Origin of the sequence: Amycolatopsis sp. 2-15, assembly GCF_030285625.1 — a bacterium.
Classification (GTDB): Bacteria; Actinomycetota; Actinomycetes; order Mycobacteriales; family Pseudonocardiaceae; genus Amycolatopsis; species Amycolatopsis carbonis.
The window spans coordinates 5112628-5136930 of record NZ_CP127294.1 but is presented as its reverse complement, the minus strand read 5'-3'; the positions used below and the strand labels follow the sequence as shown (position 1 = coordinate 5136930).

The 24303-nt window shown below is 72.5% G+C and carries 21 protein-coding genes and 2 pseudogenes; 10 read left to right on the top strand and 13 right to left on the bottom strand.

The genetic code is table 11. The annotated features are described in order from the left end of the window. Positions 1-127: 127 nt before the first annotated feature. From QRX50_RS25505 to QRX50_RS25485, 5 genes are all read right to left on the bottom strand, one after another. Positions 128-2047: a peptidoglycan D,D-transpeptidase FtsI family protein gene (locus QRX50_RS25505; protein WP_285965704.1), complete on the bottom strand. Its 1920-nt coding sequence runs from the start codon at positions 2045-2047 to the stop codon at positions 128-130. Then, positions 2047-2784 (bottom strand): cell division protein FtsL, encoded by a 738-nt coding sequence (gene ftsL / locus QRX50_RS25500; protein ID WP_285965703.1) that lies wholly within the window; start codon positions 2782-2784, stop codon positions 2047-2049. Before ftsL ends, QRX50_RS25505 begins: the two co-directional genes overlap by 1 nt. Next, positions 2781-3734, bottom strand: a complete 954-nt coding sequence (gene rsmH, locus QRX50_RS25495; RefSeq protein WP_285965702.1) for a 16S rRNA (cytosine(1402)-N(4))-methyltransferase RsmH — start codon at positions 3732-3734, stop codon at positions 2781-2783. Before rsmH ends, ftsL begins: the two co-directional genes overlap by 4 nt. 215 nt (positions 3735-3949) lie before the next feature. Beyond that, on the bottom strand, positions 3950-4381 hold the full coding sequence (gene mraZ, locus QRX50_RS25490) for a division/cell wall cluster transcriptional repressor MraZ (RefSeq protein ID WP_285965701.1): 432 nt from the start codon (positions 4379-4381) through the stop codon (positions 3950-3952). A 1000-nt stretch (positions 4382-5381) separates the two neighbouring features. Further along, entirely contained in the window at positions 5382-7367 is a 1986-nt protein-coding gene (locus QRX50_RS25485; RefSeq protein ID WP_285965700.1) for a lysylphosphatidylglycerol synthase transmembrane domain-containing protein, read from the bottom strand. Between the two features lie 120 nt (positions 7368-7487). On the opposite strand from QRX50_RS25485, the gene QRX50_RS25480 reads away from it, so the two are divergent. Beyond that, positions 7488-7940, top strand: a complete 453-nt coding sequence (locus QRX50_RS25480; protein ID WP_285965699.1) for an Lrp/AsnC family transcriptional regulator — start codon at positions 7488-7490, stop codon at positions 7938-7940. Between the two features lie 12 nt (positions 7941-7952). On the opposite strand, the gene QRX50_RS25475 is transcribed toward QRX50_RS25480, so the two are convergent. The 4 genes and pseudogenes from QRX50_RS25475 to QRX50_RS25460 form a co-directional block, all read right to left on the bottom strand. Beyond that, positions 7953-8672 (bottom strand): ESX secretion-associated protein EspG, encoded by a 720-nt coding sequence (locus tag QRX50_RS25475; RefSeq protein ID WP_285965698.1) that lies wholly within the window; start codon positions 8670-8672, stop codon positions 7953-7955. A 10-nt stretch (positions 8673-8682) separates the two neighbouring features. Then, positions 8683-9234, bottom strand: a pseudogene (locus tag QRX50_RS25470) (PPE domain-containing protein); the annotation flags it as partial. A 33-nt stretch (positions 9235-9267) separates the two neighbouring features. Further along, positions 9268-9813, bottom strand: a complete 546-nt coding sequence (locus QRX50_RS25465) for a DUF3558 family protein (protein WP_285965697.1) — start codon at positions 9811-9813, stop codon at positions 9268-9270. Beyond that, positions 9806-10186, bottom strand: coding sequence for a hypothetical protein (locus QRX50_RS25460; RefSeq protein WP_285965696.1), 381 nt, complete (start codon positions 10184-10186; stop codon positions 9806-9808). The genes QRX50_RS25465 and QRX50_RS25460 overlap by 8 nt, the downstream gene beginning before the upstream one ends. A gap of 272 nt (positions 10187-10458) precedes the next feature. Here QRX50_RS25460 and QRX50_RS25455 point away from each other — a divergent pair, with 272 nt between their 5' ends. The 3 genes from QRX50_RS25455 to QRX50_RS25445 are packed head-to-tail and all read left to right on the top strand — an operon-like array spanning position 10459 to position 15407. Then, positions 10459-11535, top strand: coding sequence for an AAA family ATPase (locus QRX50_RS25455; RefSeq protein ID WP_434533137.1), 1077 nt, complete (start codon positions 10459-10461; stop codon positions 11533-11535). A gap of 33 nt (positions 11536-11568) precedes the next feature. Further along, on the top strand, positions 11569-12840 hold the full coding sequence (locus QRX50_RS25450; protein ID WP_285965695.1) for a DUF58 domain-containing protein: 1272 nt from the start codon (positions 11569-11571) through the stop codon (positions 12838-12840). Beyond that, a complete protein-coding gene (locus QRX50_RS25445; RefSeq protein WP_285965694.1) occupies positions 12837-15407 on the top strand; it encodes a transglutaminase TgpA family protein in 2571 nt (856 codons plus the stop codon). The genes QRX50_RS25450 and QRX50_RS25445 overlap by 4 nt, the downstream gene beginning before the upstream one ends. A 207-nt stretch (positions 15408-15614) precedes the next feature. On the opposite strand, the pseudogene QRX50_RS25440 reads toward QRX50_RS25445, so the two are convergent. The 4 genes and pseudogenes from QRX50_RS25440 to QRX50_RS25425 all read right to left on the bottom strand — a co-directional run bounded on the left by QRX50_RS25440 (position 15615) and on the right by QRX50_RS25425 (position 19406). Then, positions 15615-16423: pseudogene (locus QRX50_RS25440) on the bottom strand (SCO6745 family protein). Between the two features lie 263 nt (positions 16424-16686). Continuing rightward, on the bottom strand, positions 16687-17094 hold the full coding sequence (locus tag QRX50_RS25435; RefSeq protein ID WP_285965693.1) for an SCO2097 family morphological protein: 408 nt from the start codon (positions 17092-17094) through the stop codon (positions 16687-16689). 232 nt (positions 17095-17326) lie between these two features. Then, positions 17327-18544 carry a DNA polymerase IV gene (locus QRX50_RS25430; protein WP_285974555.1) on the bottom strand — a complete coding sequence of 406 codons (1218 nt, stop codon included), beginning with the start codon at positions 18542-18544 and terminating at the stop codon, positions 17327-17329. A 124-nt stretch (positions 18545-18668) separates the two neighbouring features. Beyond that, positions 18669-19406, bottom strand: a complete 738-nt coding sequence (locus tag QRX50_RS25425; RefSeq protein ID WP_285965692.1) for a methyltransferase domain-containing protein — start codon at positions 19404-19406, stop codon at positions 18669-18671. Positions 19407-19522: 116 nt separating this feature from the next. On the opposite strand from QRX50_RS25425, the gene QRX50_RS25420 reads away from it, so the two are divergent. From QRX50_RS25420 to QRX50_RS25395, 6 genes are all read left to right on the top strand, one after another. After that, complete coding sequence (locus tag QRX50_RS25420) at positions 19523-20392, top strand: ParA family protein (RefSeq protein WP_285965691.1); 870 nt, start codon at positions 19523-19525, stop codon at positions 20390-20392. Positions 20393-20395: 3 nt separating this feature from the next. Continuing rightward, the gene (locus QRX50_RS25415; RefSeq protein WP_285965690.1) at positions 20396-21199 is read left to right on the top strand and encodes a DNA-formamidopyrimidine glycosylase family protein; all 804 of its coding nucleotides are present in this window, start codon (positions 20396-20398) and stop codon (positions 21197-21199) included. Positions 21200-21735: 536 nt separating this feature from the next. Further along, entirely contained in the window at positions 21736-22302 is a 567-nt protein-coding gene (locus QRX50_RS25410) for a GNAT family N-acetyltransferase (protein WP_285965689.1), read from the top strand. 142 nt (positions 22303-22444) lie between these two features. Continuing rightward, positions 22445-22762 carry an alpha/beta fold hydrolase gene (locus QRX50_RS25405; RefSeq protein WP_285965688.1) on the top strand — a complete coding sequence of 106 codons (318 nt, stop codon included), beginning with the start codon at positions 22445-22447 and terminating at the stop codon, positions 22760-22762. Between the two features lie 33 nt (positions 22763-22795). Further along, positions 22796-22996 (top strand): hypothetical protein, encoded by a 201-nt coding sequence (locus QRX50_RS25400; protein WP_285965687.1) that lies wholly within the window; start codon positions 22796-22798, stop codon positions 22994-22996. A gap of 123 nt (positions 22997-23119) precedes the next feature. Beyond that, entirely contained in the window at positions 23120-24151 is a 1032-nt protein-coding gene (locus QRX50_RS25395; protein ID WP_285965686.1) for a quinone-dependent dihydroorotate dehydrogenase, read from the top strand. Positions 24152-24303: the final 152 nt, after the last annotated feature.

Genomic DNA, 24303 nt, shown 5'->3' with positions numbered 1-24303 from the left:
ATGTGGACTATCGCAGGCGGAAACAGACGACAAGGGCCGCCTCGCAGCGTGTTGACAACGGCGAGGCGGCCCTTGGCCGAGTGTCGCGAAGGCGTTCCAGTCGTGTCGCGGGAACGTCTCGGGCGCGTCACGGGAGGATGAGCGGGACCTCCGGCGACGGACCGTCGGACAGCGGGATCTGGTAGCGCTGCGTCAGGTACGAGGCGATGGAGTGGAACAGCGGGCCCGCCGAGTGCCCGGCCGGCAGTGTGGTGTCGGGTGCGTCGAGGCGGATGCCGACGACGAACCGCGGGTGATCGGCCGGCAGGATCCCGGCGAATGTGATGTTGGCCAGGCTCTGGCTGTAGGCCTTCGTACGCGGGTCGACCTGCTGGCCGGTTCCGGTCTTGCCCGAGATCTGGTAGCCCTCCAGCGCTGCGGAAGGCGCCGTGCCCGCGTTGGGGCTCTTGGCGTCCTGCACCACCGCGCGCAGCATGTCGCGCACCGTCGTCGCGGTCTGCGGGCTGACCACCTGGACCGGCTTCGGCGCCGGCTCGGGCACGACTGTGCCGTCCGGGTTCTTCTTCGCCTTCACGATCCGCGGCGGCACGCGCACGCCGTTGTTGGCGATTGTCTGGTACATCCCGGCCATCTGGACCACGGTCATCGACAGGCCCTGGCCGATCGGCAGGTTGCCGAACGTACTGGCCGACCACTGGCTGCGCGGCGGCACGTAACCCGGGCTCTCACCGGGCAGGCCGAGGCCGGTGCGCTGGCCGATGCCGAACTTCTTCAGCAGGTCCGAGTAGCGGTCCGGGCCGATCTTCTGCGCCAGCTCCAGCGTGCCGACGTTGGAGGACTTGGCGAAGATGCCCGTGGTGGTGAAGTTCTGCGTGCCGTGCACCCACGCGTCGTGCACCGTGCGGTCGGCGATCTTGATCTCGCCCGGCACCGGGATCGTCGACTGCGGCGTGGCGATGCCCTCGTCGATGGCCGCGGTGGCGGTGACGATCTTGTTCACCGAGCCCGGTTCGTACGGTGTGGTCACCGCGCGGTCGTTGAGCAGTTCGTCCTGGAAGGTCGACTGGTCGTTCGGGTTGAACGTCTTGTCGTCGGCCAGCGCGTAGATCTCGCCGGTCTTCGAGTCCATGATCACGGCCTGGCCGCCCTTGGCATGCGACTGCGCGACGTAGTCGCTCAGCTGCCGCTGCAGCTCGTACTGCAGGTCCGAGTCGATGGTCAGCTCGAGGTCCGAACCGGGGATGGCCGCCTGCAGCACGTGCTCGGAGCCCGGCAGGTACAGGTTGTCGTTGCCGTTCTGGGTGTTCACGATCTCGCGGCCCGGCGTGCCCGCCAGGTCGTTGTCGCGCGACTGCTCCAGCCCGACCACGCCGTGGAGGTTGTGCTTGGACACGTCGGAATCGTTCATGCGCCAGTTGGCGAGGCCGACGATGTTCGACGCGAGCGTGTCGCCCGGGTACTCGCGCATGGCGCGGTTCTCCACGCCGATCCACGCGAAGTTCTTGACGATGTCAGTGGCCACGGACGGCTCGACGTTGTCCACGAGATAAGTGAACGACTGCGGCTTGTGCAGCTTCGTCAGCAGTTCCTGCTCGGTGGTCAGGTTGGGCACCTTCGAGGCGATGTACTTGGCCGCCGCGGTGCCCTCGGATTCGAAGTTGACGCCCTTTGTGGGGTTCTTCTTCGCGTAGTCGTCCATCGTCTTGTGCAGCACACGCAGGTTCACCGACAGCGTGCGGGTTTCCACGCTGAAGGCGAGCTTGTTGCCGTTACGGTCCACAATGGACCCGCGCTGCGCGGGAATGTCGATGGTGAGGCTGCGCTGCCGCTCGGCCGCGGCCGAGAGCGTGGGCGCCTCGAACCACTGCACCTGCACGAGCTTCACGCCCGCGACGACCATGAGCGCCACCAGCAGGATGCGCACCGCTGAGAAGCGGCTGCGCTGGCCGCCGTTGCCGCGCTTGGCCACCGCGCGGCGCGTGCCCGCGGCGTAGGTGCGCCGGGCGCTGCCCGCGGCGCGCGCCCGGCTGGCCCCCGAAGCCACCATCAGTGCCCCACCGGGGTGGCCGGCAGGTCGCCCTCGATGCCGCCCTGCTGCTGACCGGAGGCGGGCTGCCCGGCGGGCGCGCCCGGCTGCTGCGGCGGCGTCTCGGCCGTCGAGCCGGCGGCGGGCTGGGCCTTCGTCGGCTCGCCGACGACCGTGGTCTTGCCGTCCGGCCCCACGACGATGCGGGCCGGGTCGCCGCCGGGCACCATGCCCAGCTGCTTCGCGGCGGGCGCCAGCGACGCGGGCGACTGCGCCTTCGCGACGTCGCGCTCGAGCCGGTCCTTGGTCTCGGCCAGGCTGGCGTTGGTCGTGCGCAGCTGCTCGAGGCGGTAGGAGTCGGCGATGGCCTGCGTCGTCAGCCACAGCGTCGAGGCGACGCCGACGGCCAGCAACCCCATCATGACCAGCACGAAGGAGGCCCGCGAACGCGGCCAGCGCAGCAGCAGCCGCTTCGGCTTGACCGCGACCTCGGTGCGTTCGAGCTGGGGCTGGGGCTTCTTCGGCTCACGCTGCTGCAGCAGGTCGGCCCGCTGCGCGCGGCGCGCGTAGGCCCGCTCCGCGGCCGTGGTGCGGCCGCGCGAGGACCGGCGTGGCGCGGTTTCCGGCTGCGCCGTGGTGGTGCGGGCCGTGCCGGTCCGGGTGGTCTGCGGTTCCTGCTCGACCGTGGTCCCCGCTTGCGCGCTCCGGCGCGTCGCCGGCGCGCCGGAGCGGCGGCGGGACTTCGTGGGTGCGGTCATCGCGGCTCTCCGATCCTCTGTGCTGCCCGCAGCCGCACGGAGGCGGCCCTCGGGTTGTGCTCGATCTCGCCTTCGCCTGCCTTCTCGGCTCCTCGGGTCAGGAGTTTCAGCTCGGGACCGTGCCCGGGCAGTTCGACCGGGAGCCCCTCCGGGGTCCGCGACTTCGCGAGCTCCGCGAACGCCTGCTTCACCAGGCGGTCTTCGAGCGACTGGTAGGACTCCACGACGATGCGGCCGTCCATCGCCAGCGCCGAGAGCGCCGCCGGCATCGCCCGCCGCAGCACTTCCAGCTCGCCGTTGACCTCGATCCGCAACGCCTGGAACGTGCGCTTGGCCGGGTGCCCGCCGGTGCGGCGGCTCGCAGCCGGCACCGCGTCGTAGAGCAGCTCGACGAGCCGCGCGCTGCGCGTGAACGGTTCCTTCTCGCGCGCCGCGACGACGGCCTTGACGATCCGCTGCGCGAAGCGCTCTTCGCCGTAGTCGCGCAGGATCCGGATCAGCTCGCCCGGCGCGTAGGTGTTGAGCACGTCGGCGGCGGTGAACCCGGTGGTCGGGTCCATCCGCATGTCCAGCGGGGAGTCCTTCGAGTACGCGAAGCCGCGCTCGGCGCGGTCCAGCTGCATCGAGGAGACGCCGAGGTCGAAGAGGATGCCGTCCACAAGGGACAGTCCGAGCCCCTCGATGGCCTCGGGGAGTCCGTCGTAGACGGTGTGGACCAGGTCGACGCGGTCACCGTGCCGCGCGAGCCGCTCGGCCGAGCGCTCGAGCGCGGCGGGGTCGCGGTCCAGCGCGACGAGCCGCAGCCGGGGAAAAGCCGCCAGGAGCGCGTCGGAGTGGCCGCCGAGGCCGACGGTCGCGTCGACCAGCACCGCGTCGCGGTCGGCGAAGGCGGGGGTGAACAGTTCGACGATGCGGTCCAGCAGCACCGGAACGTGCTCGTGCTCGGTCATGCCCCTCCCCCTTCCGTGCTCCGTACTCCCGGGGAAGATGCGGCGGATGCCGTCAGGTCCCTGCCCGCCCGCGGTCCGACCTGGCACCGGGGAAGGTGCGCCAGGGCCAAAGAGCGGACAGAGGCCTCACGGCATCCGCGGGGACGTTTCCCGGTTCCACGGCCTCGGCGGACCCGCGTCCCCCGACGACGCAGGTGCTCCGGTGTCCGTGTCCCCTAGAAGACGCCCGGTAGAACTTCCTCTCGAGCCTTCGCGTAGCTGTCCTCGTGTTCGTCCAGGTAGCCCTGCCACGCCTGGGCGTCCCAGATCTCCAGCCTGGTGATCGCACCGATCACCACGCACTCCTTGTTCAGCCCGGCGTAGCGCCGGAGCTCGGACGCGATGGTGATGCGCCCCTGCCCGTCCGGGCGTTGTTCGTCGGTTCCGGCGAACAGGTAGCGCTGGTAGGCCCGAACCGCCTCGTTCGTGAACGGGGCTTCGGCGACCTTCCGAGCCATCTGCTCGAACTCGGCGCGGGGGAAGACGAAGAGGCAGTGGTCCTGCCCCTTGGTGACCATCAGCCCGCCGGCCAAGGCATCGCGGAACTTCGCGGGCAGCGCGAGCCGCCCTTTGTCGTCCAGCTTCGGGGTGTGGGTGCCGAGGAACACCGGCCTCCACCTCCCCTACCGATTCCGGCTGGCGAACCACCCGGCTCCGGCTACGGGGCTCCCTTCCGCCCCACTGGTCACCACCGTACCCCACTTTTCACCACAGTCAACGCGACTTGCTCCCCGTTAACTCCGTCGTGTCACGCGTTTACGCAGGTCAGCGCTGTGGGGCCTGGTGGGGGCCGGGTGGGGGGCCGTGGCCAAGATCCCCCGCGCCGGGGTCTCGGAGCAACCCGCGCCGGGTGTCGAACGTCCGCGGAACGGCAGCGTGAAGACCAGGAACCCCTGGGTGGGGCCCAGTGGGGAGCCCGGGTGGGGGCCGGTGGGGATCGCGGTGGTGCGCGGTGGGGGCCACGGGTGGGGTGCGGTGGGGGCGCCCGTGGGGGGTGGTGGGGACACCGGTGGGGCCGGTCCGGGGCCGACGGTGGAGCGGCGTGGGGAATCGGGGAAACGCCTGGTCGCCGGGCGCCGGGGGTCATCGGGCGCCGAAGTGCGGGCGGATCAGGCCGAGCACAGCGGCGGCCGTTGTCGGCTCATCGCCGCGAGCCGCTCCAGCTTCCGGACTCGGATGGGTGACCGGATCACGCCCGCAGCAGGACGGCAGCCCGTCGACTCGCCGCCGCGGGCACCCGATCGCGAACCGCCCCAACCGCCAGACCCGGACGGCGAGCCGGTCAGGCCTGCGGCAACACGGCAGCCGCGGTCGACTCGCCCCGCACATCGGCGTCGCGTGCCCTTGGTCACGAGCCGCCCCAGCTGCCGAGCCCGGACGGGCGAACGGATCAGGCCCGCAGCAGGACCGGCAGCCACGGTCGACCCGTAGCCGTGAGCCGGCGACGCAGACACCCAGTCACGACGCGGCCCAGCTGCCGGGCCGGACGGACGAACGGATCAGGCCCGCAGCGGCGCGGCACCACCGTCGACTCGCCGCTGCGGGCGGGCATCGCGAAACACCCGGTCACGAGCCTCCCCGACCGCCACACCCGGACGCCCGAGCCGGTCAGGCCTGCGGCAGCGCGGCAGCCGCGGTCCGCTCGTGGCCGTGGGCCGGCGTCGTGTGGGGTTGGAGGGCGTAGACGACCCAGCCGACGAGGGACAGGCCCGCCCAGCTGAGCGCGCGGTAGATCAGCACGGTCGCGGCGGCCGGTGCGGCGGGGACGCCCGCGGCCACCAGCACGCCGAGCAGTCCGGCTTCGGCGAGGCCGGCGCCACCGGGGAGGATCTGGAGGGCGATGCTGGCCTGGACGACCAGGAAGCCCACGGCGAGGACGTCCCAGCGGATGTGCGTGCCGGTGCCCTCGGCGCTGGCGATCAGGGCGAAGAAGTCGAAGCCCCAGCTGGCCAGCGCGAGGACCAGCAGGATGCTCCAGCGGGCGCCGCCGGGGCGCAGCCGCGCGACGCGTTCCGAAAGCTGGAGGGCGGCGGCGTCGGCTTTCTCGAGCCAGGTCTTGCGGCAGGTGGTGCACGTGCCGGGAGTGCGGCCGAAGACCCGCAGCAGTGAGGTGAGCCCGCGTTGCAGGACCGCCGGGTGCGTCAGCAGCGCCCACACCCCTGCGGAACCCACCGCGACCACGATGGCCGCGGGCACGGCCAGGCGCAGCGGCACGCGGCCGGCCCATGCGAGGGCGAGGAAGCCGAGGACGATGAGCAGCACGGTGGTGATCACGCCGGCGAGCAGGACCGCCCAGGCCGACAGCGCGCTGTCGACGCCGCGGCGGCGCAGCTGGTTGATCGCGTAGGCGAGCGAGCCGGCTCCGCCCACCACGGGGACCGTGGTGGAGACGGCGTTCTGCGCGAAGGTGATGCCCTGCACGGCCGAGGCCGGCACGTGCGCTCCCCCGACCAGCAGCAGCTGGCGGTGCAGTTCGCCGTAGACGGCCAGCGCCGCGAGCCCGGCGAGCCCGGCCGCGGCCACCCAGCCCCACTGCACGTGGTCGAGCTGCGAGAACTGCGTGGCCAGCTCCGGCACGCGCCACACGAGGTACCCGAGTGCGGCGGCCACCACGGCCCAGTGGAGCACCGGCCGCCAGGGCAGCCGACGGCGCGCCCGGGTGCGGTGCTCGACCGCTCCGGGCTCCGTGCCCGCCATCTCGAGGCTCGTCACGCCGGCCTCCTTCCACGCTGGTCCTATGGGCGACAACCCCAGTGTGCGGCTGAGCATTCCGCTCACCGCGGCGTGAAGTATCACGCCACGAACGGGGGTCAGCGGGCTTGACCGGCGCCGATCGGCTGCCGCGCGGCCGGCAACCGGCCGACGGTGGTCGGCCGCCACCAGTCCGGCCCCCGCCAGAGCGAACGCCGCTACCGGCCCGAGCGGCACCACGCACCACGCCGTGACGACGCCGAACACCAGCGTCCCGGGCAGCGAGCGCAAGGCGGAGCGCACGAGGGTTTCCGCGGCGGCGAAGCCGGATCCATGGTGGGTGGTCGGGGTGAGGATCGCCAGGACGACCGGCGTGCACGCGAGCACGCCGGCCAGGTGCGGGCCCAGCAGGTTCGACAGGACGGCCAGCGCCGTCACGACGGCCGCCGCGGCGCCGACTCGCACGGGCATCTCCCAGCGTGGGGCCGGCGCGACGACGTCGATCCGCGGCGCCGGCGGCCAGGTCATCAGGCCGGTGAGCACGACCACGCCGGTCACCGCCGCTGCGAGCCACGGCGACTGAACTTCGGCCACCAGCGCCAACGCCCCGGCAGCGACGGCGAGCGCCACCGTGACCGCGACGGCCGGGCGCCGCACCCGCCGGGCGACCCGGCCGTAGCCGAGGCAGAAGGCCGCCACCACCAGCTGGCCGGCGATCGTCCCGCGCGCCGCGTCGGCCACGGTGCCGGCGCCGGCGCGCGCCAGGAGGACGAGGAGGAACGGGAAGGTGGTCGTCGGGAAGCCCGCGAGCCGGCCGCCGAGCCGCGGCCCGTAGCGGCGCTGGACGACGGTCACGAGCAGGACGCTGAACACGGGCAGCAGGGGCGGCAGCAGGACTTTCATGCCCTGAACGTTTCCAGGAACTCCGCCGAAGATGGCTCGGAAATCACGGCCCGAACGCCGTCGTCTCCGATCTTTCCTCGGCCCTTGCCCGATCACGCCGAGTTCTGCACAATTGCCTCTGTGGACGCCATCGACCGCTTGCTCGTCCGGCTCCTCGAAGAGGACGCCCGCCGCACCTACAACGAGCTCAGCGCCCAAGTGCGCCTGTCCGCGAACACCGTCGCGGACCGGGTCCGCCGCCTCCGCGCCGCCGGCGTCATCCGCGGCTTCCGGGCCGATCTGGACCCCGCCGCCCTGGGCCGCGGCCTGACCATGGTCAGCGACGTGCGCCTGCGCGAAGACGTCGACCGCACCCACTTCGAACGCGAGCTGCACCGTGTCCCGCAGGTCGTGTCGGGCGCCCGCATGACCGGTGAGTACGACTACCAGCTCCGCCTCGCCTGCCTGGGCCCCGCGGAGTTCGAAACGGTCGTCGACCGCCTCAAACGCGAGCACGGCGTGCGCGAGCTGCGCAGCCGCCTGGTGCTCCACGAGCTCGACGTGAGCGCGACCGGCCTGCTCGACCTGGCGTGAGCCGCCGGCGGCTCAGCCGAACAAAGCCAGGACCCGTTCGATCAGCCGCGGCCCGTCGACCGGGGCGACGTTCACCCAGTCCTGCCCGCCGCGCCCACTCGACACGCCGGCGGAGTACGCGCCGACGTCGGTGTCGAACCAGGTCAGCCCGCCGCAGCGCTCGATCCGCCCGCCACTGATACGCGTGTAGACGCCGAACTGCCCCGCGGCGAACACCGGCCGGGCCTGGATCGCGGCGACCTCCTCAGCCTGGCGCGCCGTCGAAGCCGAAGTCGCGGCCGACGTGGAGTCCCACCCCGAAGCCGGCAGGCTCACGCCGAACCCGGGCCCGGCCGACAGCTCCGGCAGCACCTCGACGAGCGCCGAAACGAGCTCTCCCTCACGGATCCCGCGGAGCCCCACCGTCCGTTCCGGCTGCACCGCCAGCACCCCGCTGTGTCCGCGCACGGCGGTCACGGCGCGGAACGGCGTGTCGGCCGTCATGTCGACCAGGGCTTCGCACGCGACGTAGCGCGAACCGCTGTCGAGCAGCCGCAGCCGGTTCTCCAGCTCGGGAGCGAGCTGCCCGGCGAAGAGGCCGCGGTCGGTCAGGCCGCGGTAGACCTCGGCGCGCACGGCCGCGCGTTCGTCCTCCGTCGCGCCGACGCTGGGCACCGCCAGGGGCACCGGGACGGGGCCGAGCCCGAGGTCGTGCCACACCACGTCGAAGGCCGACGCGGAGAGCCGGATCAAGCCGGCCCGAGCCGAGGGCCGGGGTGTCCGGAAACGCGACCCCCGGCACGAGCCCGTGCAGCGCCGTGTCACGGGTGCGCACGACGTCGATCGCCTTCTGCCGCGCCGCTTCGGCTTCCGCGCGGCGCGCGTCCATCGCGAACGACAATCCGGCGAGCTCCAGGACGTTGCCGCTCGCGGCGGCCGAGCGGATCATCGCGGCCGGGTCGAACTCGACCGGCGGCGGCATCTCGGTCCGGGCCCGCGCCGCCACGTCGGCCTGCCCCGCCACGGAGTCGCCGACCACAGTGGACACGGCGGCGGACTCCCCCAGCCAGCCGGCCGCTCGCGCGAGCACCGCCCTCATCGCGTCGCCCGCTTCGCCTTCCCACGTCTCCTGGCTGCCTGCCGACAGCGCGGCGAGCGACGCGGTCGAGTCCTCGAACCTGCGCGCCAGCTCGGTCCAGCGCGCACCGGCCTGACCGGCGGCGACGGGGTCGTTGCCCTGCTCGACCTGCGCGGCCAGCGCTTCGTGGCTGAAGGACTCGTAGCGGGCCGTCGGCTCGGGCACGGCTGCGGACACGGCACACCTTCCGGTAGACGGGATCGGGAACGCTCAGGGCAGCTTCGGCTCGACCAGCCCGGCGACGGTCGTCGCGCGGGAGCACGCCAGCGTGGTGTCGGAGAAGCTCGCGTTGCTCACGTCCACCTGCACGCTCGCCGAGGCGCCGACGCCGAGCAGCACGGCGCACGTGCCGGCGGCGGCCTTCTTGTCCGCCACCTGCAGCGCCTGGTGCGCGCCGACCTTCTTCTTGGTGCGCGTGCCGTGGGAGAGATCGAGGTTGGCGAGCCCGGCGGTCTCGTCGAGCGTGACCGTGACCCCGAACGTCGAGGGCACCGTCCAGTCGCACGCGCGCGCCTCGCCGATCGTCTTCGGCTTGCCCAGCTCGGTGAGCCCGGCGCTCGAGCGGTCGCTCGGCGAGAGCAGCGCACACGGGTCCAGGTCGGCCAGCGCCGGACCGGCCGCGCTCGACGGCGCGGGTTCCGGGCCGTCGTCGGCCGCGACCGCCTTCGGGGTCACCGGGCGACCGCACGCAGCGAGCACGACGAGGGCCGGGACGACCGGCACGAGCAGCAGGAGCTTGCGCACGGGCTCAGCCACCGGCGCAGTCCACGCCGTCAGCCGCCGCATCGTCCTCGCGCCCGTACTTTTTCAACGCGCTGTCGATGCGTTCCTTGAGATGTTCGATCTGCTTGCCGAACGCGGTCAGCTGCGCGACCGCCGACCCGTCGCGGCCGAAGCCGTACTGCGCCATGAACGCGCCGACCTCGCCGGCGTACCCGCTGCCCAGCGGCACCGAGCGGCCCAGCACGTTGGCTTCGCGGACCATCTCGCCCACCACGTCCTGCAGCTCGCCGAGCTTCGTGTAGGTGGCCGTCGCGAGCTCCGGCGCCACCGCGAACCGGCCGGCGCCGGATCCGGAACTCGTCAGGCCCGGCACGTCGGGCAGCGGTGCGGCCCCCACCTCGCTCATGAGCGGTTACGCCTCTCCGTAGTCGAGCGACCTCGGTTTCGGAGCATACGTGAGAGCCCTCCGTCAGCGGGAGCACCCGAAAACGCGGCTCCGTACACCCGAACGGCGGACGGACGGCATTACCGGAGAGTCATCGGCAGCCGTTCGCGGGGTTCCGGCGCCGAGTTCGCCCGAGTTTGACACACTGGATGGAAGGCTGATCGCTGCGCGGACAGCGAGCGACCCGGCGGAGCCGGTGAAAGCCGCACAGGCATGCGCCACCAGGAGGACGAGTGACGTCGAGAATCCAGTCCGCCACCCCTGCCGGACCGCAGGGCGGCGGGGCCGGGCAGCCGCCCTACGCCTCGGCGGATGCCCCGAACGGGCGAGGCAACGGGTACGCCCCGAGAGTGTCCCTCGACGAGCTGCACGACACGGCCCGCCGGGTCGCCGCCAACGTCGAACGCGTGCTGGTCGGCAAGCCCGACGTCATCCGGATCGCGCTGGTGACCCTCCTCGCCGAGGGTCACCTGCTCGTGGAGGACGTGCCGGGCGTCGGCAAGACCTCGCTGGCCAAGGCGCTCGCGCGGTCGATCGACTGCACCGTGAGCCGCGTGCAGTTCACCCCCGACCTGCTGCCGAGCGACGTCACCGGCGTGTCGATCTACAACCGCCAGACCGGCGAGTTCGAGTTCCGGCCCGGCCCGGTGTTCGCGAACATCGTGGTGGGCGACGAGATCAACCGCGCCTCGCCGAAGACGCAGTCGGCGCTGCTCGAATGCATGGAAGAGCACCAGGTCACGGTCGACACGAGCACGTACCTGCTCGGCGCGCCGTTCATGGTGATCGCCACGCAGAACCCGATCGAGATGGAGGGCACCTACGCCCTGCCCGAGGCCCAGCGCGACCGCTTCACCGCGCGCGTTTCGATCGGCTACCCGGACCAGCAGGCCGAGCTGGCCATGGTCGACGAGCACGCGGGCCACAACCCGCTGGCCGAGCTGTCGGCGGTGTCCGACGGCGCGACCGTGCAGCGGCTCATCGAGACCGTGCGCGCGGTGCACATGGCGCCCGAGGTCCGCCGCTACGCCGTGGACCTGGTGTCCGCGACCCGGCAGGTACCGGAGATCCGGCTGGGCGCCTCGCCGCGCGCGACGCTGCACCTGGTCCGCGCCGCGCGGGCGCAGGCGGCGCTGTCGGGCCGCGAGTACGTGGTGCCGGACGACCTGCACACGGTCGCCGTGCCCGTGCTGGCGCACCGGCTCGTGCTCACCACGGAGGCGCACGCCGCCCGCCGCTCGGCGACCGACGTGGTCCGCGCTGTGCTGCACCGCGTCCCCGTCCCCCAGGGCTCCACCGGCACCCGCTGACCGGCGAACCCCTTACCCGAATCCGAGAACCGCATGCTGCGTGCACTGTCCGGCCTCACCACCCGCGGCCGCTGCCTCCTGGCCGCAGGGATCGCCGCGGCCGTGTGCTCGCTGGTGCTCAACGAGCGTGACCTGCTGCGCGTCGCCGTCTTCGTGGTGGCGCTGCCGCTGCTGGTCGCAGCGTTCATCTCGGCGACCCGGCTTCGCCTCGGCGCCACGCGTGCGCTGCGGCCCGAGCGCGTGGCCGTCGGCGCGAGCGGCGAGGTGCACCTCGAGCTGTGGCGCAGCGGCCGGCTCCCGGGCGGCGAGGTGCTGCTCGAGGACGGCGTGCCGTACGCGCTGGGTTCGAAGCCGCGGTTCGTGGTCGAGCGGCTGCCGCACGACCGCCGGGTGCTGCTGCGCTACCCGCTGCAGCCGTCGCTGCGCGGGATCCAGCAGGTGGGGCCGCTGCGCGCGACGATCACCGACCCGTTCGGACTGTGCGAGTTCGAACGCGAGCTGATCGGGCACTCCCGGCTCGTGGTGGTGCCCCGTGTCGTCGGTCTGTGGGGGCTGCCGGGCGGCGCCGGAGTGGGCGCGGGCGACGACGGCACGGTGCGCCTGCACGCCGGGCAGGGTGAGCCCGACGTGATCGTGCGTCACTACCGCACCGGCGACGACATGCGGAAGGTCCACTGGCGCTCCACCGCCCGCCGTGACGAGGTCATGGTGCGCGTGGAGGAACGGCCGTGGCGGGGCGGCACGACCGTGCTGGTCGACCACCGCTCCGCCGCCCACCACGGCACCGGCCCCGCGGCCAGCCTCGAGTGGGCGGTGTCGTTCGCGGCTTCCGTGGCACTGCACCTGCGCCGCTCCGGCCACCGCGTCCGCCTGGTCACCGAACACGGCATCACACTCGCCGACACCCCGGGTGAGGGCGGCGAAGGCTACGACAACGTGGTGCTCGACGCGCTGGCCGGGCTGCAGCCCGCGCACCAGCGCGACGTGACGCTCGGGCACGACCCGGCCGAAGGACAGGAGCTCATCGCGGTGCTCGGCACGGTCAGCGCGGAGTCGGTGCACGAGCTGGCCCGCTACCGCCCGCGCGGGGTCCGCAGCCTCGCGGTGCTGCTGGACACGCCGAGCTGGGCCGGGTCCGGCTCGTCCGGCCACCAGGCCGCGGCCACGAAGGACGCCGCCGAGCTGCTGCGCGCGAACGGCTGGGGCGTCGTGATCGCCGGCCCGCAGACGCCGATGCCGCAGGCCTGGGCCGAGTTGTGCCGCACAGGTGCCCACCGCGGCGCCCTGATCGGCGGTGCTCGATGACCACGACGGCACCCCGTCCGCCCGTTTCCCAGGCTCCCCCGCCGATCCCGCACACCCCGACCCCGCAGCCGGCCGCCCAGCCGCCGGTGTGGTCGAGCGGGATCCTGCCGCCGGTCGCCGCGGGCATCGCGACGCTGTGCGCGGCCACGTCGCTGACCGGCGTGGTTTCCGGGTGGGCGTGGTTCGGCTACCTGTTCGTGGCCGTCATCCTGATCGCGTCGACCGGCCTGGCGCTTCGGTCACTGCGTGCCCCGACGGTGCTCGTCGGCCTCGGCCAGCTCCTGGTGCTGCTGTTCCTGGTCACGGGCGCGTTCACCACGCAGGGTCTCCTCAAGATCATCCCGGGCCCCACGGCCTTCGGCGAGCTGCAGGCGACGCTCGCGGCGTCGGCCGAGCAGATCCGCACCGGGCTGCCGCCGGTCGAGGGCACGCAGCCGATCCTGTGCCTGGTGACGATCGCGATCGGGCTGGTCGCGGTGCTCGTCGACACGCTCGCGGTGGCCGCCGCGGCACCGGCGGCGACTGGTCTGGTCCTGCTGTGCGTGTACGCGGTGCCGGCGGCGCTGTCCGACGAAATGCTGCCGTGGTGGACTTTTCTGCTCGGCGCGGCCGCGTTCGCGTGCCTGCTCGCCCTCGACGGCAACCACCGGCACCGGCGTTGGCGCAACCGTGAGGCGCCGGGTTCGGGCGGGCCCGCGCGCGCGTTGCAAGCGCCCGTGGCCGTGGTCAGCGCGGCCGTCGTGCTCGGTCTGCTCGGCGGCGGGATCACGTGGGTGGGCACCGTCGGGAAGATCCCGTTCGGCGCCGGCTCCGGTGCTGGCGGAGACGGCAGCGGCGGGTTCGGCGTCGCGCCGTTCACGCAGCTGCGCGGCCTGCTCGACCAAGGTCAGAACGCCGAGCTGTTCCAGGTCCGCGGCCTCGGCAACGACCGGCGATACCTGCGGGCGTTCACGCTCGACACCTACACGCCCAACCAGGGCTGGGGCCTGCGCGGCGGCGGCCAGGCGCAGACGGGTGTGCTCGCCAACAGCACCCTGCCCGCCGCGCCCGGCGACGACGGTACCGGCGTGTCGCGGCAGATCCAGATCCAGCCCACGCAGTGGGTGGACAACTGGCTGCCCGTCTACGGTGCGCCGCGCGCGCTGCGCGGGCTTTCGCCGCAGTGGCTGTACGACCGGGTCAGTGGCGCTGTGTTCACCACGAAGAGCGAGTCCGCGCCGACCTACACCGAGGTCGCGTCGCTGAAGGAACCGACGGCCGCCGAGCTGCGGGCCACCGACCCGAAGTCCGACGAGGTGCCGGCGTTCTACTCGCAGATCGGCCGCGTGGACCCGCGGGTCGTCGCGAAGACCAACCAGCTCATCGCGGGCAAGACCGACAACTTCGACAAGGCCACCGCGCTGTGGCAGTTCTTCAGCGCACAGAACGGTTTCGTCTACGACACGAAGACCGCGGACGCCACTGACGCCGACGCCCTGGCCGACTTCATCCTCAACGGCAAGCGCGGCTACTGCGAGCAGTACGCGTCGGCGATGGCCGTGATGCTGCGCGTCGCCCACATCCCCGCGCGGGTGGCCATCGGCTTCACGCCGGGCGTGCCGAAGGGTGACTACCAGTCGATCAGCTCGCAGGACGCGCACGCGTGGGTCGAGGCGTACTTCGGCGACAAGGGCTGGGTCAGCTTCGACCCGACGCCGCTCGCCGACGGCCGCGGCATCGTCCCGTCGTACCTGCAGCAGAAGAACTCGAACTCCCAGCAGCCCGACGCCACCGACGACCTGCCCACCGCGCCGCACTCCAGCGCCCCGACGGCGGACTCGCCGCTCGACAAGGGCCAGAACGAGGCCACCCCGACCACCACGGCCACGCCTGAATCGCACGACGGCTGGCTCGTGATCCTCGCCGCCGTACTCGCGGTCCTGGGCGCTGCGGCGGTGGCCACGGCGTACGTCTTGCGGCGGCGGCCTCCCGCCCCGGGTGCGGCGGCTCCGGATCTGCCGCCCGGCGCGGTCCCGGATGGCGACGTCCTCGTCCGCGCCCCGGCTCCCCCGGCCGCGCGCACGAGCCAGGCCGCCCTGTGGCTGCCTCTTGCGGGCGGCGTGCTCCTCGTCGCGGCGCTGGGGTTCCTGGCCGGTCTCGTGGCCTGGTGGTTCGCCGTGATCGTCGTGCTGCTCCTGGTCGGCTTCGGCGGCCCGGCGGCCCTGCGCGACGTCTCCCGCCGCCGCCACCTCCAGGCGATCGTCACCCACGCCCCCGGCTCCGCCGACGCGGCGTGGCGCGAGCTCAAAGCCGAGTGCGCCGACCGCGGTCTGCCGCTGGCCGACAGCGACACCGTCCGCGTGGCCGGCCAGAAGATCGCCGAGCGCCACCACCTCGACGACTCGGGGCGCGACAGCCTGCGCACGGTCATCGGCGCCGTCGAGCGCACTTGGTACAGCGATGCGACCGCGGCGGACCCGGAGCTGGCCCCGGCCTTCGACCGCCTCCGCCACAGCCTGCGCACCACGGCCCCGCTGTCCTGGCGCGGGCGGTTGTTCCCGAAGTCGATCCTGCGGCGCCGGCCCTGATCGACGGGGCTTGAGGGTGGGGCCGTTCGTCCTCGATGCACGAACGGCCCTACCTGTCCCGGTCCGGAGTCGAGCAGCGACACCCGCACCCGAGCGAGCCGTCGTCGAAGGCGATCGCACCGCGCCGGCAGCGCCGGCGCGGGGTCGTTCCGATGGGCGACGAGGCGATCGTGGCCACTTTGACGCGCCCGCGCGGTCGTTGACGGCCTACAACACGGCAGCGATCGGTTCGAGCCCGGCGATCAGCTCGTCGAGCTCGGCCGCGGTGAGCACCTCGTACGCCGGTGCCGCCAGCTCATCGGTGAGCACCTCGATCCGCTCCCTGATCTCCCGGCCGGCGTCGGTGAAGCCGCCGGCGGCATCCACGAGGCCACGGCCGCGCAGCCCGTCGACGACCGCGGCCAGCCGCGCCTTCGGCAGGTGGTGGATCCGGCCGAACTTCTCCGCCTTCATCCCGAGGGACAACGCCATCAGGACGTGGGCCTCGGTGCCACCGATGCCATGGGCGAGGAGGGCGGCGTTGTGGCCGTCACCGCGGTGCTCCCGCAGCAGGGTCGCTGCGTGCCAGAGCCGGGCCACCGGCTCCTCGGGTACGGCGAGCGCCCGGAGCCCGGCATAGAGCGCCCGGCCCTCGGTCGGCGCGCTGAGGCCTGCTCGGGTGGCGAGGTCGGCGACCCGCGCCAGACCCGGCGATTCGGCGAGCTCCCCGATGCTCTGCCGCAGCGCGGTGGCGCTGCCCCGCTCGCGCACGGCGATCGCCTCTTGCGGGGTGACCTTCCCCCAGACCCTCGGGATGTGGCGCGCGACCTCGCCGTCGGCAAAGTTGTAGAAGACCGCGTGCACCACCTCGGCCGGTGCCGGCCCAGCGGGGCGGCGCGGCCGGCGAAGTACCCGTCCCAGTAGTCGCGCATGCCCAGCGCCAGGAACTCCTCGTTCGGCACGTCGGAGAAGGTGATGGTGCCGATCGGCTCGACGAGCTCGGACATGCGGTGGACCTTGGACTGGAGGTGCGGCATCGGTCGGCTCCCGTGGTCGTGGCCGCGCCCTCGTGGGCGGCCTCTCACCCCGCCTACGAACAACGCGGCCCGGATTCGACACCTCCGGCCGGGCAGCGCCCCAAGATTTTCGCCCGGACTCGGTCGCCGTGATCCGGTCACCGGCCGGACCTACCCGTACGGCCCGACCGTGGAGCAGCAGCTGCCGGAGCCCCGCGCACACGAGAATCCGCGCTCCACCCCAGCCGGGTGAAGCGCGGATCCCACGAGGTGACCGAAGGGAGCTACTGCTCCTCGAAGCGCTGGCGGAAGCGCTCTTCCATGCGTTGCGTGAACGAGCTCTTGCCGCCCGATCCCTTGCCGCCGCCACCGCCGCGGCCGGTGTCCTTGCCGCCTCCGCCGCTGTCGCCGTGGCGTATCGACGTGACCGCCATCAAGACCCCGAAGAACATCACGAGGAACCCCAGCACGCTGATCAACGGGATGTCGGCGACCCGCAGTACGGGTACCACCACGCCGAGCACCAGGAGCGCTACCCCCACCACGAACAGCGCGATCCCTTGGATGCGCCGTCGACGGGCGGGGCGGCGCATCCGGGTGCCACGCACCGTGGATGCGAACTTGGGGTCCTCGGCATAGAGCTCGCGCTCGATCTGATCGAGCAGCCGCTGCTCATGCTCGGAGAGTGGCATCTTTCCTCCTCCGGCACAGCTGTCGCGGGCGCCGGGCCGCGCAACGTTCTGGACCCAACTGCCGGCCCCAGGCGGGGCGGCACTGTCCAGGATACGAGCCCCGCGCGCGTCCGACTACCCGATCCCGCATCCAGAAGGGATCGAATTGGGGGAAATCACGACTGACGTGGGTTGACACTGGGTCACGACGGCCCGGTGACGGTACAACGGACGACACAACGGGCGACCCAGCTCACGTTTCCCGGGGCGTCAGCAACGACGCCGGGCGCACCGCGGCCGACCCGAACTTCGATCTCGCCACGTCGGCGGCCACTTCCGCGTCGCGCCAGCGCGGCTCGGCGGAGGCGAACTGCAGCTGCTCGCCGCCCTCACCCGTGTCGAGGCCCTCCACGCGCACGCCGATCAGCCGCACGGCTCCCGTGGGCGCGTGCTCGGCCAGCAGCTCCACGGCGGTCCGGTGGATGTCGCGCGCGACATCAGTGGCCGCGTACAGCGTGCGCGCCCGGGTGATCGTGGTGAAGTCGGCGAAGCGGACCTTGATCGACACCGTCCGCCCGCGCAGCCCACGGGCCCGCAAAGTCGCGCCGACCCGTTCGGACAGCCGCAGCAGCTCCAGCCCGAGCTCGTCGCGACTGTGCAGGTCGACGTCGAACGTCCGCTCCGCCCCGATCGACTTCTCCGCCGCCTCGGCGACCACGGCGCGGTCGTCGTGCCCGTTGGCGAGCGCCCACAGGTGGTCCCCCATCGCGTTGCCCAGCGAGCGCCGCAACCGCGCGGGCGGCGCGGCGGCGACGTCGGCGATCGTGTGCAGCGCCTGCCCCCGCAGCTGCTCCTCGGTGCGCTTCCCGACGCCCCACAGCGCCGAGACCGGCAGCGGGTGCAGGAACGCCAGCGTCTCGGCCGCCGGCACCACGACCATCCCGTCGGGCTTCGCCATCCCCGACGCGAGCTTCGCGACGAACTTGACCTTCGCCACGCCCACCGAGCACGTGATCCCGTGCTCCGCCTGAACCCGCGAACGGATCCGCGCGCCCAGCTGCGCGGGCGTGGCCCCCAGCCGCCGCAGCGCCCCGCTCACGTCCAGGAAAGCTTCGTCGAGGCTCAGCGGCTCCACGAGCGGCGTCAGCTCGCGGAAGATGTCCATCACTTGCCGCGACACCTCGCCGTAGAGCCCCGACGTCGGCGTGATGCAGATCAGGTGCGGGCACAGCCGTTTCGCCGTGGAGAACGGCATCGCGGAGTGCACGCCGAACTTGCGCGCCGGGTAGTTCGCCGCGGCCACCACCGACCGCGGCCCGCCGCCGGACACGACGACGGGCTTGTCCACCAGCTCAGGCCGCGTCCGCAGCTCGCACGACACGAAAAACGCGTCCATGTCCACGTGCAGGATCCCGCAGCCGGTGTCGTCCGGCAGCGTCTCGGCACCCGTGGTGACGCGGTAGCGGGCCATGCCGCTGGGCAGTTCGGCGTTTCTGCTCCCCACGGGAACCGACGCTACCGGGGACCACCGACAATTCCGGGAAGGCCCTGCTCAGGGCAGGTTCAGACCTGCGTCAAACCCGTTCGGCCCTGTTTCAGACCTGCGCGGGCCGCGCCATCGCGTGCAGCCGCCCGGCCACGTCGCGCAACGCCGGCACCGCGGCCGCCGCCAGCTCGAACTCCGCCAGCTCGTCCTCGCGCACCTCACCCGGCACGACGTCGGCGATCACGCGGTCGCCCTGCAGCAGCGTCACCTCGAGGCCCGCGGCCACCAGCAGATCGGTCAACCCCGCGCTGTCGAAGCGGCGCAGCACGGTGTCGCGCCCGCCGGGCACCACGCCGTCGGCGCCGACGAGCAGCCGCTGGGCCTCCGCGATCCGGCCGGCCAGCGCGCGGTGCAGCACGGCCGCGTTGCGGTTGGCCACGAGCACGGACAGCGCCCCGCCGGGTGCGACGGCCGCGGCCAGCGCGGCGAGCGCCACCGCCGGGTCGTCGACGACCTCCAGCAAGCCGTGGGCGAGCACGAGATCGGCCGAGCCGGCCTCGACGTGGGCGCCGAGGGCGTCGGAGTCGTCCGCGATCACCGTGATCCGGTGCGAGACGCCCTCCTCCTCGGCGCGGCGCCGCAACGTCGCCAGCGCGTTGGGATTGGGCTCGACCACGGTCACGAGGCAGCCCGCCGACGCGAACGGCACCGCCCAGCCGCCGCTGCCGCCGCCGACGTCGACGACGGAGGGCTGCTCCACGCCACGGGCGCGAGCCGCCCGCAGCTCTGCTTCGAGCGCCCGGCGAACGGCGCCCGAACCCCGGGCCGCCACGGTGTCCGTCTTCATAGTCGGACAGGGTAGTGCCCGCCCACCGGTCACCCGCCGTCACCCGGCCTGCCCGGACGAGGTGTTCGGCACCTTCCTCGCGACCCGCCCCACCCGCGGCCCGTAGGCTGTATCAAGTGCACACGGTCGCCGTTCTCAGCCTCAAGGGTGGCGTCGGTAAAACGACGGTCGCGCTCGGTATCGCGTCGGCCGCTCTGCGTAGGGGTACCCGCACACTCGTGGCCGACCTCGACCCGCAGGGCAACGCCACCACCTCGCTCGACCCGCCCTACACCGACGCGACGCTCGCCGACGTCCTCGAGACCCCCGCGCGGGCCGTCCTCGAACGCGCGATCGCGCCCAGCGTGTGGAGCGACGAGGTCGACGTGCTGGTCGGCGCCGAGGAGCTGGAGCTGCTCAACGAGCCCGACTCCGACGGCCGGCGCCTGGAGAACCTCTCGCGCGCCCTCGACGAACTGCACCAGAATCCGCTGCGCGAAGACCCGTACGAGCTCGTGGTCATCGACTGCCCGCCGTCACTCGGCCGGCTGACGAAGTCGGCTCTCGTGGCGGCCGACAGCGCACTGATCGTCACCGAGCCCACGATGTACGCCGTGGCGGGCGCCCAGCGCGCGCTGGAGGCCATCGAGCGCATCCGCGAAGAGAGCAACCCGGGCCTGCGCCCGATCGGTGTGCTGGTCAACAAGCTGCGCGTGCGCTCCTACGAGCACCAGTTCCGCGTCGCCGAGCTGCGCGAGAACTTCGGCTCGCTGGTGATGCCCACGGCGATCCCCGACCGGCTGGCCGTGCAGCAGGCACAGGGCGCGTGCAGCCCGATCCATGAGTGGCACTCCCCCGGCGCCCAGGAGATCGCGCTGACCTTCAACATGGTGCTGGCGAAGATCCTGCGGTCCAACCGCGCCGGGCGCCACCGCGTGCGCGGCGAGGAGGAAGTCCCCGAGACCACCGCCGAGTCGCCCGCGACCGTGTCCGACACCGCGGGCTGAGCCGTGCCCGAGGGCGACACCGTCTTCCTGACCGGCAAGCTGCTCGACAAGGCGCTGGCCGGGAAGACGCTGGTGCGCGGAGAGTTCCGCCACCCCGAGCTGGCCACTGTGGACCTTTCGGGCCGCGACGTGCTCGGTGTCGGCACCGTCGGCAAACACCTGTTCACGCGCTTCTCCGGCGACCTCACGCTCCACAGCCACCTGCGCATGGACGGCAGCTGGGACATCTACCCCGCAGGCGGTCGGTGGCGCACCCCGGCCCACCACGCGCGCGTGGTCCTCGCGACCGCCGACGTGCAGGCGGTCGGCTTCCGCGTCCACGAACTGAAACTCGTGCCCACGGCAGGGGAACACGACCTCGTCGCGCACCTCGGCCCAGACCTGCTCGATCCACAGTGGAGCGACGGGCACACGGAGAAAGCCGCGGCCGCGCTGGCCGCTCAGCCGGAGCGCGAACTGGGTGACGCGCTGCTCGACCAGCGTGTGATGGCCGGCGTCGGCAACCTGTACAAGGTCGAGATCTGCCACCTGCTCAAGGTGTCGCCGTGGACGCCGGTGTCCGAAGTGGACACCCGGAAGGTCGTGGCACTGGCCCGGAAGCTGCTGCTGGCCAACGCGTGGCGCCACGAGCAGGTGACCACCGGCGACCTCGAGCGCGGCCGGCGCAACTGGGTGTACGAGCGCACCCGCCAGGGCTGTTTCCGCTGCGGCGGCCGGGTCGAGGTCCTCGACCAGGGCGAAGGCGTCTACCGGCGGCCCACATGGTTCTGCCCGCGCTGCCAGCCGGGTCCCCGACCGCCCACCTGAGCCGCGCCGCGAAACCGCCCGGGTCCGCCACCCTTGTTCGACGTCCCTGTTCGCCGTCCCCGTTCGCGCCGGGCGAACGAATTCGGACATCCCAGGCAGGCAACCGTGAGTTCGCCCAAATGATGTTGCCGCGCACCGGCATTCGCGGTTAGCGTGGTCTTACACGAGAGAGGAGGTGGTCCTAAGTTGTATTCTCACAGGACTCGTGAGGTGGCTGTCCGCTAGCGGATGGCACGCGTAGGGACTTTGAGCAGCGATACAACCTGAGCCACCTTCGGCTCATCGCCTGCTTCGCGTGTTTGCCTGATAGCGAATACCAGGCAGTCACCGGGCTCCCGGGGCTTTCGAGCACCGGTCCGGCTTGGACTCGGACGTTTGACGGCGTCCGAGAGGCGCCCCGGGAGCACCCCTTCATATACGAGATCTCGCCGCCGGGCCCCCGCTGGGCGACCGTCCGGCGATCGATCCCCCTTCTTCGCCGATCAATAGACACGGGCGTATACCCCGAACGGCCGTACGTGGCTAGCCTGAACGGCATGCTCAGGCCCGACTACCCGATCACGACGGAACGGTTGCTCCTGCGCCCGTTCAAGCTCGAGGACCTCGACGCGCTGAACTCCTTCCAGTCCCGGGCCGATGTCGCCCGCTACCTCTACTGGGGACCACGCAGCCGGGCCGAATCCGCCGCCGCGCTCGCGAAGCGTGTGCACAGCTCCACGCTGACCCAGGAGGGCCAGTTCCTCGCCGTCGCGGTCGAGCTCGCCGAGACCGGCCAGCTGATCGGCGACCTCAACCTCGAGTACCTCAGCTCCGAGCACCGCCAGGGCGAGATCGGGTTCGTCTTCCACCCCGACCACCACGGCCGCGGCCTCGCGCTGGAAGCCACGAGAGAGCTGCTGCGTCTCGGGTTCGAGGACCTGGGCCTGCACCGCGTCGTCGGGCGCTGCGACGGCCGCAACAGCGCGTCGAGCGCCCTGATGGAACGCCTCGGGATGCGCAAGGAAGCGCACCTGAAGGAGAACGAGATCGTCAAGGGCGAGTGGACCGACGAACTGGTCTACGCCATGCTCGAAGACGAGTGGAAGGAAAGCGCAGCCGGCTGAGGCAGGACGAGAAGGACGACCGTCTCCTCGGTCGAGCGGAATGGCGACCATCGGCCGTCTGACTTTGCACTGACTCTGCGCCTTCGTCACCCCCTCATCGCAGCTGCGTCGGTATCATTCGGCCGGCCGGCCCGTGGTGCTGGTGGGCCACAGCTGGGGCGGGTTCACCGTCACACAGGTCGCCGAGCGGATTCCGCACCGGATCGCGCGGCTGGTCGACGTTTCGGCGTTCGTCCCGCTCGACGGGCAGACGTTGCCCACGCTGGTGGAACTCGAGGAGTTCCAGTCGTCGCCCGCCGGGCGGTACCAGCGGGTGGATCTCGACGCGAGTCTTTCGTCGATGCCGACCGAACACGCTCCCGACGTGCTCTTCGGTGACTGTGCGGAAGAGATCGCCTGGGCCGCCGCCGTCCGGTCGGTGCACGAGACCTGGCCGACGGCGGCCAGCCGGTGTCCGTGACCGCGGGCGGCTTCGGCGCGGTCCAAGGCGTACGTGGAAACGCTTCGAGACGAGGCGGTCCCACCGGCGGCCCAGCGGGCGATGCGCCGGGCCGTCGGCTGCAAAGTGGTCGTCGCAATCGACTCGGACCACTCGCCGCAGCTTTCGCGGCCGTGGGAACTCGCCGACGTGCTGGAGCGGCTCGCCGGGCTCGTGCCCGGCGCCACTTCGGCGGTGCGCACCGCCGAAGTGTGAGTGCCGCGCCACTGCTGCCTGATCGAGGCCGGGCCTGCGCCGTTTTCCGGCCGCTCGCGACGGGCGCCACAAGCGGGCTGGGTTCCGGGCGCCGCCGCGGAGCCGATGAGGCAGCATGGGCGCGTGCTCTTCGAGAAGATCGCCCGCCCCGGGCTGTACCGGCTGGCCTACCACGATCCCGAGCTGGTGCACGAGCGCACCGTGCGCCTGCTGAGCCGCGTGGGCCCCGCGCTCGGGCCGCTCGCGCGGGTCTACGGCACCGACGACCCCGTCACCGTGCTGGGGCTGCGGTTTCCGAACCGCGTCGGGCTGGCCGCGGGCATGGACAAGAACGGCCGCGCGCTCACGGCGTGGCCGGCGCTGGGGTTCGGGTTCGTCGAGGTCGGCACCGTCACGCGGCACGCACAGCCGGGCAACCCGAAGCCGCGGCTGTTCAGCCTCCCCGAGAGCGACGCCGTGATCAACCGGATGGGCTTCAACAACGACGGCGCCGAAGCCCTCGCCCGCCGGCTCGCCGCGCAGGGCAAACCCCGCGTGCCGCTGGGGATCAGCATCGGCAAGTCCAAGGTGACCCCGCTCGACGAGGCCGTGGCCGACTACCGCTTCTCGCTGCGTGCCCTGCACCCGTACGCCGACTACTTCGCCATCAACGTCAGCTCGCCCAACACCCCCGGGCTGCGCGCGTTGCAGGACAAGGCCGCGCTGGGCGAGCTGCTCGCCGAGCTGCGCAAGACGTCCGCCGAACTGGGCGGGGACACGCCGCTGCTGGTGAAGGTCGCGCCGGACCTCACCGACGAGGCGCTCGCGGAGCTGCTCGAGGTGTGCCTCGGCCACGGCGTCGCGGGCCTCATCGCCACCAACACCACGCTCTCGCGCGACGGCGTCGCCCCGGCCGAAGCCCACCTCGCCACCGAGACCGGCGGCCTGTCCGGCCGCCCCCTCACAGCGCGCTCGCTCGAAGTCGTCCGCTTCGTCCACCAGCACACCGAAGGCAAGCTGCCGATCATCGGCGTCGGCGGCATCCTCGGCCCCGACGACGCCGGCCGCCTGCTCGACGCGGGCGCCAGCCTCGTGCAGCTCTACACCGGCTTCGCGCTGCACGGACCGGCTCTCGTGCGCCGCGTCAGCCGGGGAGTCGCAGGCCGGCCGGCCTGACCGCTCCGGAATCGGCCACTGGCCGAAGCCAGCGCACCCGGCAACCCGAACGGCATACCCACGCCGCTCAGCACCTCCTCAACGCGGGCGCCAGCTTCGTGCAGCCCCAGGCCCCAGCATCGGCTTCGCCCCGCACGAGCCGGCTCTCGTGC

Coding starts and splice junctions, on each gene's coding strand:
- rsmH (WP_285965702.1), bottom strand. CDS start 3,734: ATGACCGAGCACGAGCACGTTCCGGTGCTGCTGGACCGCATCGTCGAA.
- QRX50_RS25460 (WP_285965696.1), bottom strand. CDS start 10,186: ATGAGCGAGGTGGGGGCCGCACCGCTGCCCGACGTGCCGGGCCTGACG.
- QRX50_RS25410 (WP_285965689.1), top strand. CDS start 21,736: ATGCTCAGGCCCGACTACCCGATCACGACGGAACGGTTGCTCCTGCGC.
- QRX50_RS25505 (WP_285965704.1), bottom strand. CDS start 2,047: ATGGTGGCTTCGGGGGCCAGCCGGGCGCGCGCCGCGGGCAGCGCCCGG.
- ftsL (WP_285965703.1), bottom strand. CDS start 2,784: ATGACCGCACCCACGAAGTCCCGCCGCCGCTCCGGCGCGCCGGCGACG.
- QRX50_RS25485 (WP_285965700.1), bottom strand. CDS start 7,367: ATGAAAGTCCTGCTGCCGCCCCTGCTGCCCGTGTTCAGCGTCCTGCTC.
- QRX50_RS25430 (WP_285974555.1), bottom strand. CDS start 18,544: ATGGCCCGCTACCGCGTCACCACGGGTGCCGAGACGCTGCCGGACGAC.
- QRX50_RS25435 (WP_285965693.1), bottom strand. CDS start 17,094: ATGCCACTCTCCGAGCATGAGCAGCGGCTGCTCGATCAGATCGAGCGC.
- QRX50_RS25445 (WP_285965694.1), top strand. CDS start 12,837: ATGACCACGACGGCACCCCGTCCGCCCGTTTCCCAGGCTCCCCCGCCG.
- QRX50_RS25425 (WP_285965692.1), bottom strand. CDS start 19,406: ATGAAGACGGACACCGTGGCGGCCCGGGGTTCGGGCGCCGTTCGCCGG.
- QRX50_RS25450 (WP_285965695.1), top strand. CDS start 11,569: ATGCTGCGTGCACTGTCCGGCCTCACCACCCGCGGCCGCTGCCTCCTG.